The 16646-nt window shown below is 55.2% G+C and carries 17 protein-coding genes and 1 pseudogene; 5 read left to right on the top strand and 13 right to left on the bottom strand.

What is annotated here, in order from left to right; all coding sequences use genetic code 11:
• The first annotated feature begins 146 nt into the window (after positions 1–146).
• Complete coding sequence (locus AC2FIM_RS19885) at positions 147–1124, top strand: HpcH/HpaI aldolase/citrate lyase family protein (RefSeq protein WP_142640422.1); 978 nt, start codon at positions 147–149, stop codon at positions 1122–1124.
• Between the two features lie 7 nt (positions 1125–1131).
• Positions 1132–2415, top strand: coding sequence for a glycerate kinase type-2 family protein (locus tag AC2FIM_RS19890; RefSeq protein ID WP_281973992.1), 1284 nt, complete (start codon positions 1132–1134; stop codon positions 2413–2415).
• 794 nt (positions 2416–3209) lie between these two features.
• On the opposite strand, the gene AC2FIM_RS19895 is transcribed toward AC2FIM_RS19890, so the two are convergent.
• Positions 3210–4211 carry a hypothetical protein gene (locus AC2FIM_RS19895; protein ID WP_496679799.1) on the bottom strand — a complete coding sequence of 334 codons (1002 nt, stop codon included), beginning with the start codon at positions 4209–4211 and terminating at the stop codon, positions 3210–3212.
• 55 nt (positions 4212–4266) lie between these two features.
• Here AC2FIM_RS19895 and AC2FIM_RS19900 point away from each other — a divergent pair, with 55 nt between their 5' ends.
• Both AC2FIM_RS19900 and AC2FIM_RS19905 read left to right on the top strand, forming a co-directional pair.
• Positions 4267–4554, top strand: coding sequence for a transposase (locus tag AC2FIM_RS19900; RefSeq protein ID WP_171127984.1), 288 nt, complete (start codon positions 4267–4269; stop codon positions 4552–4554).
• 26 nt (positions 4555–4580) lie between these two features.
• Entirely contained in the window at positions 4581–5546 is a 966-nt protein-coding gene (locus tag AC2FIM_RS19905) for a DDE-type integrase/transposase/recombinase (RefSeq protein WP_271952709.1), read from the top strand.
• On the opposite strand, the gene AC2FIM_RS19910 is transcribed toward AC2FIM_RS19905, so the two are convergent.
• The 11 genes and pseudogenes from AC2FIM_RS19910 to AC2FIM_RS19960 form a co-directional block, all read right to left on the bottom strand.
• Positions 5489–6478, bottom strand: coding sequence for a HupE/UreJ family protein (locus tag AC2FIM_RS19910; protein ID WP_271952692.1), 990 nt, complete (start codon positions 6476–6478; stop codon positions 5489–5491). The genes AC2FIM_RS19905 and AC2FIM_RS19910 overlap by 58 nt on opposite strands.
• Positions 6475–7305, bottom strand: coding sequence for a peptidyl-prolyl cis-trans isomerase (locus AC2FIM_RS19915; RefSeq protein WP_271952694.1), 831 nt, complete (start codon positions 7303–7305; stop codon positions 6475–6477). Before AC2FIM_RS19915 ends, AC2FIM_RS19910 begins: the two co-directional genes overlap by 4 nt.
• A gap of 160 nt (positions 7306–7465) precedes the next feature.
• Positions 7466–9388, bottom strand: a complete 1923-nt coding sequence (locus tag AC2FIM_RS19920; protein ID WP_271952696.1) for a DUF3604 domain-containing protein — start codon at positions 9386–9388, stop codon at positions 7466–7468.
• Between the two features lie 495 nt (positions 9389–9883).
• A complete protein-coding gene (locus tag AC2FIM_RS19925; protein WP_271952698.1) occupies positions 9884–10717 on the bottom strand; it encodes a methyltransferase domain-containing protein in 834 nt (277 codons plus the stop codon).
• A 198-nt stretch (positions 10718–10915) separates the two neighbouring features.
• Positions 10916–11716, bottom strand: coding sequence for an enoyl-CoA hydratase (locus AC2FIM_RS19930; protein ID WP_271952699.1), 801 nt, complete (start codon positions 11714–11716; stop codon positions 10916–10918).
• A 7-nt stretch (positions 11717–11723) separates the two neighbouring features.
• Positions 11724–12621, bottom strand: a pseudogene (locus AC2FIM_RS19935) (MBL fold metallo-hydrolase).
• A 3-nt stretch (positions 12622–12624) separates the two neighbouring features.
• Positions 12625–12825, bottom strand: a complete 201-nt coding sequence (locus tag AC2FIM_RS19940; protein WP_334223334.1) for a rhodanese-like domain-containing protein — start codon at positions 12823–12825, stop codon at positions 12625–12627.
• A 45-nt stretch (positions 12826–12870) separates the two neighbouring features.
• Positions 12871–13014 carry a hypothetical protein gene (locus AC2FIM_RS19945; protein WP_334223335.1) on the bottom strand — a complete coding sequence of 48 codons (144 nt, stop codon included), beginning with the start codon at positions 13012–13014 and terminating at the stop codon, positions 12871–12873.
• A 123-nt stretch (positions 13015–13137) separates the two neighbouring features.
• The gene (locus AC2FIM_RS19950; protein WP_496708374.1) at positions 13138–13602 is read right to left on the bottom strand and encodes a CoA-binding protein; all 465 of its coding nucleotides are present in this window, start codon (positions 13600–13602) and stop codon (positions 13138–13140) included.
• Positions 13603–13971 (bottom strand): 2Fe-2S iron-sulfur cluster-binding protein, encoded by a 369-nt coding sequence (locus AC2FIM_RS19955; RefSeq protein WP_142640391.1) that lies wholly within the window; start codon positions 13969–13971, stop codon positions 13603–13605.
• Positions 13968–15323, bottom strand: coding sequence for a selenium-binding family protein (locus tag AC2FIM_RS19960; protein WP_281996139.1), 1356 nt, complete (start codon positions 15321–15323; stop codon positions 13968–13970). Before AC2FIM_RS19960 ends, AC2FIM_RS19955 begins: the two co-directional genes overlap by 4 nt.
• A gap of 72 nt (positions 15324–15395) precedes the next feature.
• On the opposite strand from AC2FIM_RS19960, the gene AC2FIM_RS19965 reads away from it, so the two are divergent.
• Entirely contained in the window at positions 15396–16157 is a 762-nt protein-coding gene (locus AC2FIM_RS19965) for an IclR family transcriptional regulator (protein WP_496679787.1), read from the top strand.
• A gap of 215 nt (positions 16158–16372) precedes the next feature.
• Here AC2FIM_RS19965 and AC2FIM_RS19970 read toward each other — a convergent pair.
• The coding region (locus AC2FIM_RS19970; protein WP_271952707.1) for an SOS response-associated peptidase family protein at positions 16373–16646 on the bottom strand (274 nt) is incomplete at its 5' end.

The raw sequence follows: 16646 nt of genomic DNA on the forward strand, positions 1-16646 counted from the left end.
ACTGGATCATCGAAGTGGTCGACGGTCTGGCCGCAAATGGCGAGGACGGTAACGGTGAGGTCGAGGCCAAAGTCAAAACCGAAGTCGCAAACCTCTGCGCCAGATTCCCTATCTATCCAAACTTGTAAACTGAAGGACACCAACCCATGAGCTTTCATTCCATCGAACAGGCTCCTGCCCGCCTAAACCGTAGCGAACTCGCCGTGCCTGGCAGCCAACCCGGAATGTTCGAAAAGGCCGCACAATCGGACGTGGATGTCATCTTCCTTGATCTGGAGGACGCCGTCGCGCCGGACGAGAAAGAACAGGCCCGCAAAAACATCATTGAGGCTCTGAACGACATCGACTGGGGCAGCAAGACCATGTCGGTACGCATCAACGGGCTCGACACGCATTACATGTACCGCGATGTGGTGGATGTGGTTGAACAGGCTGGCGAACGACTTGATCTGATCATGATCCCCAAGGTCGGCACCGCGGCAGATGTCTATGCCGTCGACATGATGGTCACGCAAATCGAGGATGCAAAGGGGTACAAAAAGCGCATCGGATTCGAGCATATCATCGAAACTGCGTTGGGGATGCAGAACGTCAGTGAGATCGCGGCGGCGTCGAAACGTAACGAAAGCCTGCATTTCGGCGTAGCCGACTATGCCGCCTCGACCCGCGCGCGGACGACTATTATCGGCGGTGTTAACCCGGATTATTCCGTTCTGACTGACGCCGATACGGACGGAGGACGCCTGACCCATTGGGGAGATATGTGGCACTATGCGCTTGCCCGCATGGTTGTGGCTGCCCGCGCCAATGGTTTGCGCCCGATCGACGGCCCTTTTGGAGACTTCCAAGACCCGGACGGCTACAAAGCCGCCGCAAAGCGCGCGGCAGTATTAGGCTGCGAGGGCAAATGGGCCATCCATCCCAGCCAGATTTCACTGGCAAACGATGTTATGTCGCCGGGCGACGCCGAAGTCACCAAGGCACAACGCATTCTCGAAGCAATGGCCGAAGCCGAAGCAGCGGGAAAGGGAGCGGTTTCGTTGGATGGCCGCCTGATCGACTATGCTTCGATCCGTCAAGCTGAAGTTATGGTTGAAAAGGCCCGTCAAATCGCAGCAGCATGATCGCCTCATGACTTTACAATCGTCCATGTCTCAACGCGATTGTGCCGCCAACATATTTGCCGAAGCCATAGCTGCGGCAGATCCGGCGGTATCCCTGAGCAGACGGCTGCAATCAGCCCCATTGCCTGCGCCCAAACAGGGTGGGCGCAGCATCCTGATCGCGATTGGCAAAGCGGCCCCAGCCATGATGGCGGAAGCCTTGCAAAACGTTCAGGGTGATCATGTCGCTCTGGCCGTGACCCATTCCGAAAACCAAGCGGTCGTACCCGGTGCAACTGTGTTGAACAGTGCACACCCCGTTCCGGACGAACGGGGCCTCAAAGCCGGTCGCCAGATCATTGATCTGCTCAGCGCAGCACGCGAGCAAGATCAGATCATAGCGCTGATCTCTGGCGGGGGATCGGCCCTGGTTCCGGCACCTGTGGACGGATTGTCCCTATCGGATAAGATTGTGGTCAACGAGCTCTTGTTGTCTTCCGGATTGGACATCGTGCACATGAACCTGGTGCGCCAGCATCTGAGCCAGCTCAAGGGCGGAGGGTTTCTGCGACACGGTTCACCTGCACCGGTCACAGCCTATATTCTGTCGGATGTGATCGGAGATGACCTGCGTGCCGTTGCCAGCGGCCCCACTTCTCCACCCATCGGAACCCAAGCCGATGCCCGCAGGATCTGCATTGGGGCTGGCATCTGGAAGCGTCTGCCCCAATCCGTGCGGGACCATCTAGAACACAGCGTTCCTGAACAGACGATAGCAGTTGAAGCGACAAATCATCTGATCGGGTCGAACACGATAAGCCTTGAGGCTGCGCATCGCTGTGCGGCGCAGTTTTGTCGGGCTGAAATTGCCTCCAAAGCACTGACAGGAGACGTGTCCGACGCTGCACGTCAGATTCTGCAAGCGGCCCGTTCTGTGGCTTCCGACCGCCCGGTCGCTCTGCTTTTCGGAGGGGAGACAACCGTCCGGCTGCAGGGTGCGGGTCTTGGTGGGCGCAATCAGGAACTAGCGCTGCGCGTCGCCCAACTGGCGCAAGGGGAAGCTATTCCCGGCAACTGGATTTTCCTCAGCGGTGGAACAGATGGCCGTGATGGTCCGACCCCCGCAGCGGGTGCGATTGTGGATGTGGGAACATTCGACCGTATCCGCGATGCGGGGCAAAATCCGTCCACGCTGTTGGCAAACAACGACAGTCACCGGGCATTGGGACTATCGGGTGATCTTCTGATGACTGGTGCGACCGGAACCAATGTTGCAGATATCCAAGTATTGCTGCTTGGCCCTGATGCTTGAGCGCGCGCTAAACTTGGCGGGCATCAAAGTCGATATAGCGTCAGAGATGTTGAATTTGAGAGTATCCCCTTGAAGAGTAATGCCTGAATCCGTCGAGAAAGGTCCGATTCATGCGATAGCCTGATTTCAAAGCCATATAAGAGGCGTTTATTCCAATGTCACAGGCGATGTTTTAGGCTCTGACGGAGGGATATAGGCATTATTTTTTACGGAATGTTTGGCGTTGATCGGCGTGTAAGCATTTGTAATTTTCGTTCTAAAGCTGATTTTTGGAGTAGGGTTTGAACCTTTGGCCTTCAGGACATGGTCCTGACGAGGTGAGATCGTGCAGCAAACAGTCCGGTGGGCTGTTTGTAGATCCGACGGGCGGTTCTGTTGTATTTGGTTGCGGGAGGGCGCAAACGCCGTTGTCGAACGCAGTTAAAATGCGTGATGAAAGCGTTTTCTTTTTGAAAGAAGACGTTCCTCTCAATACACTTGTATGACCGCATTGAGCCCAAAGCAGTCGAATTGAAATCGCGACCTTCGCTCATTCAGCAAAACGAGCGCATTAGACACGCGCTGCATCGCAACCTAACATGCGGCCGTTGGTCGTGGCCGCAACGATGTCGGAAAGGCCTATGACCGAGTTGCGGACGAGGTCGACTGCCGAAATCGTTCTATAAAATGCTATTTGCCAGCAACTGATTGCAATAATTTTCCGGTCTCAAGACGAGTAAATCGCGAGGGAAGTTGTCCACTTCGCAATTCTGTCGAAATTAAATATCGAAAACAATGGTCAACCGCCCTGCTTTTCACTTCGACAACGCTGCGCGTGTTTCGGCAAGACCCTCATAAACGGCGTCGACCACAGTTGGGTGCATGTTGTGCCCTTGGAGCCAAGACCTCGGGTCGTTGGCAAGCAGCGGGTCGAGTTCAGCCATTGCATCAAAAGCTGCTTTAGAGGCCTCGGTGTTAGCAAGCTGGTTGTGTGCGATGGCAAGCATCGCCTGACCGAACGACCACCCATCGATGGCAGCCCTGTCTGCGTTTGCGAGCATTTCTGGCCAGTCCTTTTTGAGCAAACTGTCAGCGGTTAGCACGTGATAGTAAAATGGCGGCGGCGCGACCGACGCATCGATGGCCCGGCGCATGGTTGGTGCTGCCTCTGAAAAACGGCCGGCGATCGCGTATCGGATGGCAAGGTTGGCGACCGCTGCCGGATCGTTCGGGTTCACCTCTACCGCTTTTCGCGCATAGTCTATCGAACGCTCCATATCGCCAGCGTATTGCTCAACATGCGACATCGCCTGGAGTGCGTCGGTATCTTGCGGGTCCAGATCGAGCGCGCGAGTCGCAGCGTCGCGCGCCAGATCAAATGCCGCCTCTCTCGACAGGTCGGTCTCATGTCCGAAACGGGCTGCATCGTTGCGAACATATGCAAGCATGGCCCAGGCGCGGGCATAGTCAGGGTCTTCGAGAACAATCGCTTCCAGACATTCCCGTACTGCCGGATACTCATCGCGGTGGTAGGTGCGCCGGTAAATCTGCGCACTCGCCACACAGGAAAAGCCCCGCAAACTGTGATCGTTCGGATTATCGAGCCGCGTTCCGCGCACGTCGCGTAGCACATAGCCGTGCTGTTGCCCGATGCGAGATGCGAATTGTGACGCAATTTTTTCCTGAATGCCGGTGATGCTGAGGCCTTGGGTACCTTCTATGAAACGCTCACTCCACAAAACCTGTGCATCAGCGGCGCGGATCAGACTTGCGCGAACGTAAAGCAAACCGTCTTCCCGCCACACGCTGCCCTGCATTGTCTTTGCCCCCTAAAATTGGGCCACTACTTTGGCCGAGAAGGGGGAACAAGAGATGGCTCGGAAGCGATACTCGGACGAAGACATTCTGAAGCTGCTGCGTGAGATTGAACTGAAGCTGGCAGATGGCGACGATGTTCGGACAGCCTGTCGTGGTGTTGGTGTCAGCGATGCGACCTACTACAATTGGCGGCGTCGGTTCGGTGGCATGGGCAAGTCGCAACTGTCGGAGTTGCGCAGCCTGGAGAAAGAAAATGCCCGGCTGAAGAAGATCGTGGCCGAACTGGAACTGGACAAGCTGATCCTCAAAGAAAGTCTGAACTACCTAAAACCGAGGGCCTGACGACGAGCCAACTTCGTCAGGCCGTCATTCATGCTCGCCAGAAGCTTGGCACATCAGAGCGTCGCACCTGCAAGGTGGTCGGACTTGCACGCAGCTCCATGCAATACCAGGCCGTAGAGAAGAACGATGATGCTCTTCGACTGGCCATGATCCGTCTGGCCAAGAGCTATGGCCGGTATGGCTACCGTAAGGTGGCGCAGCTGCTTCGGGTTGAGGGCTGGCGTGTCAATCACAAGAAGGTAGAACGGCTGTGGCGGGAGGAAGGTCTGCAACTCCCGCAGCGGCACAAGAAGAAGCGTCGCCTGTACCACAAGGACAGTTCGATCATTCGGCTCCGACCGACGCATCCCAACCATGTCTGGAGCGTCGATTTCGTTCACGACAAGCTGAGCAATGGGCGGAGCTACAAGATGCTCACGGTTCTGGATGAATACACCCGCCAGGCGCTTGCAGTGGAAGTTCGGACCCGCATGGGTTCTGAAGATGTGCTGGAGGTTCTCTACGGGCTGTTCCTGCGCCACGGAAAGCCTGATTTCGTTCGAAGCGATAACGGCCCAGAGTTCTCTTCACGAGCAACCCAGAGTTGGCTCGAGAAGGTCGGTGTGAACCCGATCCGGATCTACCCGGGGCTCTCCCTGGGAGAACGGATACAACGAGAGGTTCAATGGAACGCTCCGCCGCGAGGTTCTCAATTCCGAATGGTTCACAACGACCAAGCAGACACAGATCGTGATCAATTGCTGGCTCAGGCAATACAACCACACCCGACCCCATCAGGCCCTCAACATGCGCCCACCAGTCCCCGAAACTCTAGTCCGAAATGGCCCAGAACATGGGGGCTAGACAACAAACGTTGGGCATACGACGAAGTGGGCTTTTGTGCGCAGGCGCATTCTGCGCGGTTGCACCTGAACCGACACCGAGGCAAAGCGCTTCAGAATCCACTTATGCGTTCTATGAGCCAGTACATCGATACCGACCCGATGCCATAGGCTGTAATCACAGTCGCCCTTTGGCTAACTGGACGTGCTATCAACCGCCAGATCGCGACAAGAAGTGCCAAGGCCCCGACAAAACTCAACTGGCCGGCCTCGACGCCCAGGTTGAAGGCAAGCAAGGCTGCAGGAATATCGTTTGAGGGTAGTCCGATATCGGCCAAAGCGCCTGCAAAACCAAGGCCATGCAAAAGCCCAAACCCGAAACAAACGACCCAGGGCTTCTGCTTTGAAAGTCGGAAACGCCCGTCGCCAACCTTAACAATTTCCATCGCCAGAAAAACAATAGAAAGCGCAATGATGGCCTCGACCGGCGGACCAGGGACATTCAGAAAACCAAGCGTTGCCAATGCCAGTGTTATTGAATGCGCCAGTGTGAATGCTGTGACTGCTCCCACCAGTCTCCACGGATCGCGGACCAGAACAAACAACGCGAAGACAAACAGCAGATGATCCCAACCTTCCAGTATGTGTTCAAAACCCAACTGGAAATACGCGGTGAAAACAGACCATGTGGTCTGTTCAGAAGGTATGTTCTGAACGGCTGTCTCTGGTGTGAACCGAAGCGTCGTGGGCTCAGCCTGCAGGGGCTGCACTCGGACCAATACGTCGTTCTTTTGAACCTCCAGACCTTCTATCTGGATGGGTTGGCCCGCAATATCCCCGCGGCACTCGATAACCCAGGAAGAAACCCATGCTCTGCCATCGGAAATTGGGGTAGGGCCGCGCGCCGGGGTGCAACCATCCGGCGCCATGACATCAATCGCCATGGGTTGACCATTCACATCGGGTTTTCGCCAATGAACGCTCCAGGTGTCCGATGTGATTTGGCGAATTTCCAAGTACCCCGGATCAAGCGCATGCGCCGAGGCATTTCCTGCAACCCACGCAATCAGCAAGGCAAACAGTAGGCCAAATACAGCTTTCATTTGGTTTGACCTGAGAGAGCGGGCACTATGATCTCATAGTTGGCAGCAAGAATCTCATATTGCGCTTGCGCCAGATCTTCGCTCATCACGCGACGCCAATCCCGCAGCACGGCATCGTGAATTTCTGACAATGGGGGTATTTGACTAGGTTCGATGTCTTGCACCTGAACCAGATGGACCCCGTAACCCGACTGGATCGGGCCAGCCCACTGACCTTTATCCAATGTTGTAAGACCCTTGGAAAAGCCAGATCCAAAGACCGAGTCTATCACTCTGGTCGCAGTCAAGGGCATAGATGCGGGCAGCAGTGTCGAGGCGCCCAGGTCGGAAACCTCATCTCCCGCGCGCAGGGCGGCCAAGACCCCCTCGATTTCAGCTTTGTTTGGCTCCTCACCAATAAAGACCTGAATGAAGGCCAGCTTGCTGGGCGTCGCATAGCGCTCCGAGTTGTTTTGCAAAAAGGCCTCTAAATCTTCGTCTTCCGGAACAACAGACGTGGCGATCGCTTCGGTCAGGAAATCCATTTTTTGACTGAGACGAGACCGGATCACAGAGTCTCCGCGATCAAGGCCAAGCTTTCTGGCTTCTCTGACCAGTACCTCTTCGCGAATTGTTGCATCAGTCAAAGCTTGCAGCTCGGCACCGCTTGGGCGCCGTTTCCACCGTGCTTCAAACTGATCAGACAAAAGCGCGATATCGTTTTCGTCGATTGTTATTGTCACAAAATCTTCGACAGTCTCGTTTTCCGGCGCAACTATTTGGAACCAAATGAAAATAGCTGCTCCAATCAGGAAGAAATGGAACAGGGGTTCTTTCAATATTCGCATGAAGGCTCCTGCATGAAACGCGCTCCGGTTTTACGTATCGATGCTGACATCAGTCGATTGAGCATTGCAAGAAAATCAACGCTACGCACAAATCAATCGTCTGGTGAATGGGCCGAGGTAAAGGCTTCTACCTCGGTTGCCAACGCCGTGATCGGCAGTGTTACTCTGCCGGTGTATACCAAATCGGGGAAGAGTAAGCGCGTTCCTGATGTGTGAGCACCGCGTCTTCGGGCAATTCGGCGCCAAATCTCAGCTCATCGTAAAGGATCCAACGCGGTGTTGGAATTTCGATCGCACGTACGTAATAAAATGCGCGTGCATTTGGATCGAATTCAGGATCAGACCAAACGGTTACAAGTTCGGCAGTTCCAATCGTGTTGGTCCAACTGGCGGTTTCAACATCAACTGTGTTTCCAACCGCAGGGATCTTGCCGTTTTGGTCAGCAACACGGTTGTCCGACCACGCCACATCGTAAACCTTTTCCTGCAAGGCCCCTTCAGAATCCAGCCAACCCTTTACCACCTGCACGCGATCCAGATTGGCACCAACCGGGTCGCGTAGTGCAGCGATCAGGAATGCGGGCGCACCTTCACCCTCGCGAGGTCGCAGATCCGAGCCCATCGGAACACCTTTGGTGTAGCCCACATCTGCAAGGAAGCGTGTTTCAACATCCGCGTCACTGAAACCCCAACCGCCAAAGAACCGCAGGCCGATCCGAGGTCCGGTGGTTGCATAGGTTTCGCGTCGCTTGAACGCATCGAAGATTGCAGCGCGAGTATTATCGGTCGCCCAAACTGCCGTGTATCCCGATGCGACAAGAAGGTCGCCAGGAATTTCGCCAAGGTCATTGGCGATGAAAGGATGCTTTATTCTCGTGGCCGATGGTTCAACGCTGACGGATTTTCCAAAGAAGTTGTCTTCTTCGGCAGTCGCCAGAGACGTATGGCTGTCCGTTGCTCCGCCCATGCCGAACTTATATGGGTTAACGCCGAACTTTTCTTCTAACAACAAACCGCGCTTCAAAGCTTCTCGGGCGTATTCGCCAGCCAGCATGTCATCGGTTTTCAACTCGGTTATGTCGAGGTTGCCGACGTCCCAGTTTTCGTAATCCGCGAATTCATCATCGGGGCTCAGGAAGGGGTGCGCTTCGCCGTCGCCCTTGATCTGCGTGACTTCATAGTGGGGTTCCCATTTCGCGCGGGCGGCCACATATTCCTCGTCTACCTTGCCACCGTGATAGGTGTCTTCGGTCGGGAACATCCATCCGTTCGAAAGGTTGCCGTTATGGGCGAAAGCTACCGCCCGACCGCCCGTTTTTTCTTGATAGTCTTCCAGCCATGCATATAGCGCCTTTGGGTCGGTATCACCAAAGGGTGGTTGCGTGACCGGCGGCACCATCTGAAGCGCCCTGATCGGCCCATCACGCAGCATGACGTTCCGATGCAGATTGAAACCCTTGGGTACAGAGGTCCATTCGAATCCGATGAAGGCTGTGAAATTGCCGGGGTCGTTATGTTCTTCCGCAGCCAGAACGATTTGTTCCCATGTAAAAGCAAATGCATCTGCACCTGGGCTGTAAGACTCTAGAAGAACTTCTGGCAGGGTCATTTGCGAGAAGTTGGTGATGATGTCGAACGCCGCTTTGCCGGCATCTTCGCCACCTGCCTTGTAACCTTCGTACCATTCCAATCCTTTTGGATCGGCAAGAACGCCCGGCTTACCAGCCTGAAGGTCCGGGGCAAATCCCATCAGGTCAGTGTGATCCGTGAGAACCATCCAGTCCAGAGGCCGGGCCAGTCTCACTGGTTGACCCGTGGAAGAAATGACCTGTTCGCCTTTTGCAAAGCGCCAAGCTTCATCGGGTAACAGTGTGTTCCCGAAAGCACCTGCATCCAGCGAAAGTCCGGTGTGAAGATGCGAGTCTCCCCACAGCGGGCGCTCAGGGAAAGTCCGGTTCGCATATGGTGAATACGGCTGCTTTGAGAACAAGCCTTCCGCCGCTTCTTCGCTAGGAACAGCGTCGGCAAAGACCGTCGATGATGCCAGCCCCAGTGAGATAGAATAAACAAAAGCTCGAAGCATATAGACCTCCCAACTCAAGATCGCCCGGTGGTGCCCGTGACTTACATCTCAAGAATTAATATTCCTATTTCTCTATATAACATCAATTTTCCATTTGTGGGAATACTCAGCTCTCGGCTTTGTCACGATGATGCAAGTAGGAGTGTGGCTGCCGAAGTTGGTCTGAAAATGACTCGATAAGTCATAGCCTCGATTGTTGGGCTCAACATTGAGAACGGAAGCTTTGGAGAAATTGCGGTTTGAATTGGCGAATGTCCATCGTGAGCCATGTATGCACTTTAGCAAAGTCGGCATAGCTGCGCTTAGATGACATTCTTGGCTATCGCGGTCTGGATCATTTTGGGCTCTCCTTAAACCTATGCCGCGACTTGCACCGAGGGCCGCTCTGGTACGAAACGACTTTTGCGGCACGCGTGTGAACAGACAAAACGCGGGACAATCCGGACACTTGGATGAATGGCGACGACGCCCATTTCAGCACATCGTTCCGATCGGCTAGGCAACGACCGCCGAGGTCACGACAGACGGAATTGGCACGTCCCATTCAGGACCCACACCGTGCTTTGCCAGAACTTTGGCCACAACCGCCACTCGGATTGCGGCCAAATTCGTTGTAGGTTGAGGGCGCAAAAGGGCGCCACCTCGGGCCGTTTCTTCAAGAAAGAAATCGAACGGTGCGCCCGGATCACTAACCTGCCATTTCGACGCGACGATGGTTTGATGGCAATCTGAAAAACCGGCCTTGGCGAGTACGGGAAAGGCGATAGTCGGATCGGCATAATCATTTGCCCCGGGACCCGGTGGCAAGGCAATCTCTGGCGACCCGTGTTCCTCAATGGCGCCAAAAACATACCCCAGCGCAGTGTCAAATTCGGGCCCGCACCACACCGAATACGCCAGCCGACCGCCGTCGCGCAAAACACGGCGAACTTCTGCCAACACTTTCGGGGGGTCCGGCATATTCGGCATTCCAAAGCCAATTGTTACAGCGTCAAACGTATTGTCTTCAAAGCTCAAGGCCACCGCATCGCCTTCAACGAACTGAGCCTGTGGCACCGCCAGCCGCGCCATCTCAAGCATGGCGGGTGAGAAATCAAGGCCCGTTACGCGAGCACCTGTGTTGAAAAGGCCTGCGGATACATTGCCATGTCCGCAGCACAAATCGAGCACACGAGTGTCCGGTCCAGCACAAACCGCAGCGACCAGGTGTGGGACAACCATGTCCGCCGCCTTGGCAAACACCTCGGCATAGGACTGTGCCACATCGCACTTGGCCCATTCGCGCCTTTCGAGGGCGGCAAATGTGTCCTGTTCCTGATTGTCAGGCATCCAACATCTCCTCAATCGCCACGTTTTGGAGGACCGCCGAAAGGGGCAAATTGTCAAGTTCGCCAAGTGAAATGGGCATTCGCCGTCATTTGCGAGTAGGTTGCTTTGGGTGCACGTGCTCGACGCGTTTGAGGATCGAAACCGGTGACAGGGCGGTGTGGTTCGCTGCATTACGGGCAAGTTCCGGGCCCTCGTAGATCATTCCCCGGTCCATTCAGGCATCGGTTCTTTGCGGGTGAAGGCCCCGATACCGGCCTCGGCCTCTTTGGCCATCATGTTTTCCGCCATCGTGCGACCGGCAAAGGCGTAGGCCTCTTCCAGCGGCATTTCGAGCTGTTCGTAATAGGCACGCTTGCCGATCTTGACGGCGGACGGCGATTTGTCGGCAATGATCCAAGCCATTTCTGTGGATGCCGCTTCCAGTTCCGCCAAGGGCACCACGCGGTTGACCAACCCCATTTCGGCGACGCGGGCTGCGGGCAAGAATTCCCCCAAAAGCAACATTTCCATCGCCAGCTTGCGCGGCACATTGCGCGAAAGCGCGACCATCGGGGTTGAGCAGAATAGCCCGATATTCACGCCCGATGTTGCGAAAGTTGCGTTGTCGGCGGCCAGCGCCAGATCACAGGACGCAACAAGCTGACACCCCGCCGCTGTGGCAATCCCTTTGACCTCGGCGATTACAGGTTGCGGCAAGCGCACCACCCGAAGCATCATCGCCGAACACGTCGCAAACAGGTCTTGGAAATACTGAAACCCACCGTCGGCATCCGCCCGGCGCGCCGACATTTCTTTGAGGTTATGACCCGCGCAAAAGTGATTGCCGCCGGTACGCAAGATCACTGCTTTGACACTGCGATCTTCTGCGATTTCGTCAAATGTGTCAGACAGAGCGCGTAGCATCGCCTCTGACAACGCATTAATCGACTTGGGCGCGTTCAGAGTCAGAACGGTAACGCCATCGATGTCAGCCCTCAGGATCAAATCATCGTTTTGCATTTCGCCCTCATAGGCCATTGAGTGGAACTTTCAGCATAGGTGCGCCGCTTTCGTCGCACGGGATTTCGCCGGCCCGCATATTCACTTGCAGGGACGGTATGATCAGTTTGGGCATCGCCAGCTGCGCGTCACGCTCCGTCCGGAACTTGATGAAATCTTCGCGCGATTTGCCAGCACCCACATGGATGTTGTCGGCACGTTGCTGGCCAATTGTGGTCTCCCACGCGATGGCGCGCCCACCGGGGCCATAGTCGTGGCAGATGAACAGGCGCATCTCGTCCGGCAGGCTCAGCACGGTTTGGATAGAATCGTAAAGCTGCCCTGCATCACCACCCGGAAAGTCTGCGCGGGCTGAGCCGCTGTCAGGCATAAAGAGCGTGTCACCGGCAAAGGCGGCGTCGCCAATCACATGCACCATGCAGGCTGGTGTGTGGCCCGGCGTGGCAATCACAAAGGCTGTCATTTCGCCAATGGTGTAGGTGTCACCATCCTCGAACAAAGCATCAAACTGCGACCCGTCGCGTTGAAATTCCGTGCCTTCGTTGAAGATTTTGCCGAAGGTGTCCTGAATTTCGATGATGCCTGCACCAACGCCCATTTTGCCACCCAGCCTATCCTGAATTTAGGGTGCAGCAGACAGGTGATCGGCATGGACATGGGTTTCAATGATCCATTCCACCGACAAGCCTTGTGACTGGATGGCGTCGATCAAAGCGATCGGCACTGTCGTAAGTGATCCGCCCGGCGGCGTAATCCATATCCAGAACGCTGTCGATTATTGCACAGGCGTTAGATGCGGGGTCTTTCACGACATAAGAAATCGTGTTGCAGGCAGGATCAAAGAACCCTTCGACACTAGGCTTTGCTGCCATATTGAGATTTGGGAAATTTGTTGAAGGTTCCATGATTTATTCCAGCGCGCCCCCGGCCTTTTTCCAGGCGCCAACGCCTCCGGTCAGGTTCACAACGGGCGACAGTCCCATATCCATGGCCACCACCGCCGCCATGGCAGAACGCCCACCCGATGCGCAATAGAACACGTAAGTCTTATCTTGGCTGAACTCCGGCTTGTGCGCAGGACTTTCCGGGTCGATGTGGAATTCCATCATGCCGCGCGACGATGCGACAGCACCCTCAATGACGCCGGTTTTGGCCTATTCCGTACCATCGCGCTGATCGACAAAAACGTGATCGAGCGAGCCTACCAAGGCCAATGCCTCTTCGGCACTGATCGCAGGCACCGCTTTCGTGGCCACCTTTACGATGTCTTTCGCGCTTTTGGTGATTGTCTGAGCCATGTTTGGTTTCCTTTTTCGATTGGTTTTTGAGCCAGTCCAATAGTGCGTCGAGCGGCCAATTTATGGCACCGCTACGGCCGTATGCGCAGGCAGATGTCACATGAGTTTCTGTGCCGCTCTCAGTCAAATTGCGAGATCAAGACGGGGCTTCCAGAACGGGCGGAACAGCTCGATCTTGGGGCAGCGGTTCATCACCACCTTCAGCCCCGCTTCTTCGGCAAGCGCGGCCGCGCGGTCATCATAAACGCCGATTTGGCCCCAAAGCACCTTGGCGCCGATTGCAATGGCTTTCTCGGTGATCGCGTAAAGTTCCTCTTTCGGGCGGAAGACCTCGACCATATCCACGGGCCGGTCGATCTCTTCCAGCGAATGAACGACAGGTATGCCGCGAATTTCGATCAGCTTTGGGTTTGGATTGACAGGGATCATGTCATAGCCCGTTTCGTGCAGCACACGCAGCACGCCATAGCTGAACTTGGTCTTGTCGCCACTGGCCCCCACCATCGCAATGGTTTTGACCGAACGCAGGATGTCCGCCAGATATTCGGGCGCGTAATCATACAGGTGATCGATGTCAGCTTTGGGCATTTAAGCCTCCTTAGGGGTCGCGATATCCGCCTTCAGCTCATGCGGCTCCAGCGGGTCAAGGAAGGGGTTGCGATAAAGTTTGTCGTGGCTTTCGACGCCGATTTCCAATATGCAATCGCTCACCGCGCGGGCCACACACAGCAGAACATAGCCATTGTTGATCTGGCGATTGTTCAACGCCACTTGCCTGCGCTGATCCACTTCGCCAGCTGTCAGTTTGGCCGCACAGGTGATGCAGCCGCCGTATTTGCAGCCATAGGGCAGATCGACTCCCTGTTCGCGTAAAGCGTCCAGCAACGGACGGCGGGCGTCGACCTGATAGGTCGCATCATCGCGGTTGGCGATTGTGATTGTGCGGGTTTCGCTCACAGCCAGATGTCGCTTGTACAATCGCCACCGGGATAGCGGGTTTCATGGCAGCGGCTTGGTCCGTTTGGCTCTTTGCCAAAATCAACAACGAAATCTTCGTTGATTTTCATACCGCCGTTTTCGACATCACAGTCGATCATCAGCATGACACCGCCCTGGGTTCGAATTTCCGGATAGAACTGGTTGTCCCAGGTCGAGAACAGCGAGGTCGTGACATAAAGCCGTTTGCCATCAAGCGAGAGCTGATACATTTGCGGCCCGCCTGCCACTTTGACGCCATTGACCTCGGGCGCTTTGCCCAAAAGCCCGCCCATCCAAACCTGCCCGGTCAAAACAGGATTATGCGGGTCAGAGATGTCGTACTGGCGCATATCGCCGTGCAACCAGTTATTGAGGTAAAGGTATTTGTCGTCCATCGATACAAGGATGGCCGACATCACACCGGGCACGGGAATAGGCCATTCGGGATGCGGTTCATTCTCCACATCAATGATCTTTTCCCATTCCCATTTCCCAGCTTCGGACTTCCAGAAATGGATGACATTGGCGCTAAGCGCGGCACCGCAGAACCCATGTGTACTGTCAGGATCATGCAGAAACTTTACCTCCAGCGGGATCAGGCCGTCTTCGCCGAGATACATCGTCTCGACCGGCACCTTTTTCTCAAAATCCCAGATGTGCAGGCGGCGACCGTATTTCAGGTGGCCCACTTCTTCCAAATCAAACCCTGGCATGAATGTGTTGGGTGCGGCCCATTCGGAACTGACCATCACGTTATGGCGCGGCTGGTACCAGAAGTCATAACCAAACGGGATATCGCCCATTGAGTTTTCCCAACGACCAACGATCTCGAATTCTTTGTTGAGGTGCAGATAACCACCGGGCGCTTCGCCCTGTGCGTCACCTAAGAAGGAAATGATGATCTCAGAGCCCAAACAATGCACGGTGTGTGGGCCGCTCAGATTGGTTTTTGACTTGATCTCGGCCCCGTCAATCACCTTATGAAGGCGCGGAGCAAACGGGTCCGTCGCCGTGTCGATCACATGGATATTGTTGGACCGCACGCCTGGCACCAGCAGGTATTTACGGCTCATGCCCGCGTCGTCGTGGCAGGAAGAACAGGCATTCCAGCCCATGTGATGCAATTCATCCCCGATGCCGGGCATCTCTAAGCGATGGATGACTTGTGAATAGGTCGGGCTTTCCGGGTCGGCGTCCACGGTGGCTAGGTAGTCCGGCTTTTGAATGCCGGTGCCGGTGTAGATGGCAATTGTGTACAAGAGTTTTTCACGCGGCGCTTTGATCGCCTCGGCAGGGCTTGCATACCCCGGGCCACAACATGCTCCGTCCATCTTCACATTCCTCCCTTGCGATCATTTGAAGATTCTCGTAAATCGATAAAAAGATTCTCGCAAGGTAAAAATATGCATCTGGAACGCCTGACATTCATCCTCGAAGTTGTTGGACAAAAGGGCGAGACTACAGTGGCCGAGATTTGCGCTCATTCTGACCTGCCTAAGCCGTCTGCCTACCGGTTGGTGCAGGACCTCGTCGGTGTGGGTCTACTGGAACCTGTTGCCCGTGGCTCATTCACAATCGGCTCCCGCCTGAAGCGGATCACGAAAAGTGACCACTCTGACCGTGCACTGCTAGAGGTGATTGCGCCTGCGCTAAAGCAAGCCGCTAAACAATATGGCACCGCATTTTTCCTGTCCCGTCTGCGCGGAAAATCCGTGGAAATTATTCACGTTGAAACACCTGACACTGGGGTCTCCTATCTCCATCCCGGTTTGGGGAAACGACCCTTGCATGCCTGTTCCTGCTCTAAGGCCGTTGCTGCATTCTCACCCGACTTGTTTTTGACCAGCGAAATGGAAGGCCGGCTGCGCGCCTACACCGAATTCACCCTGACAAACGTGCAGGACTTGGAAGCCGAGTTTGACACCATTCGCAATCGCGGCTTCGCAGAATGCGTGGAAGAGATTGAGCGCGGCATGTGTTCGGTGGCAGCTCCCCTTGCGCCAAGCGGGCCAGGTTCCACGATGTCCATCGGTGCAACCGGATCGGTACGGGTCTTTACGCCAGCGTTCCGCGAAAAACTTGGTCCCCAGATCTCCCTTATTGCGCGTGAAATGTCTGCAAATTTGGGTTGGGACGCGGCGCAGGATGCCAAAATATCAGGCTAACTTTTAGGTGGTCTTCGAATGTGGGCCTCTTCTAAATCTGATCTGAACTGACCTCCGCTCCACACAAACAAAAAATGCAACGCCGAACGTTCGAACGTCTCGCAGCATTCTGAAGAAAGGGCTCGGTGCAGTCATCTGACAAAAATCGTCGGATGTCCAAGGCGCGATCGTAGGCGGACATTCATTGATCGGAACTCGCTAAAAAACCATGCCGTTCAAAGACTAGTGTCAGACTTTTCTCCTGCGCCCGATTTGACGATATCCATCTCATCTGAGGCATAGGGTTTAAGCAGTTCAAAGGCCTCCGCAGCGCTGCCATCCAACCAGACCTCATAGTCACAAGGATGGAGTATGACCCGCATTCTCTGCGGATGTATCGGACGCACAATGTCATTCGCTGAGGTGGTTAACTTCGCCCCGTTTGCTTCCACGGTGCTTTCAGTTGTGATGGCGCAACGCAAAAGCCCGCTCTGGCACGGTGTGTAATAT

Source organism: Ruegeria sp. CDSC052 (assembly GCF_059610685.1).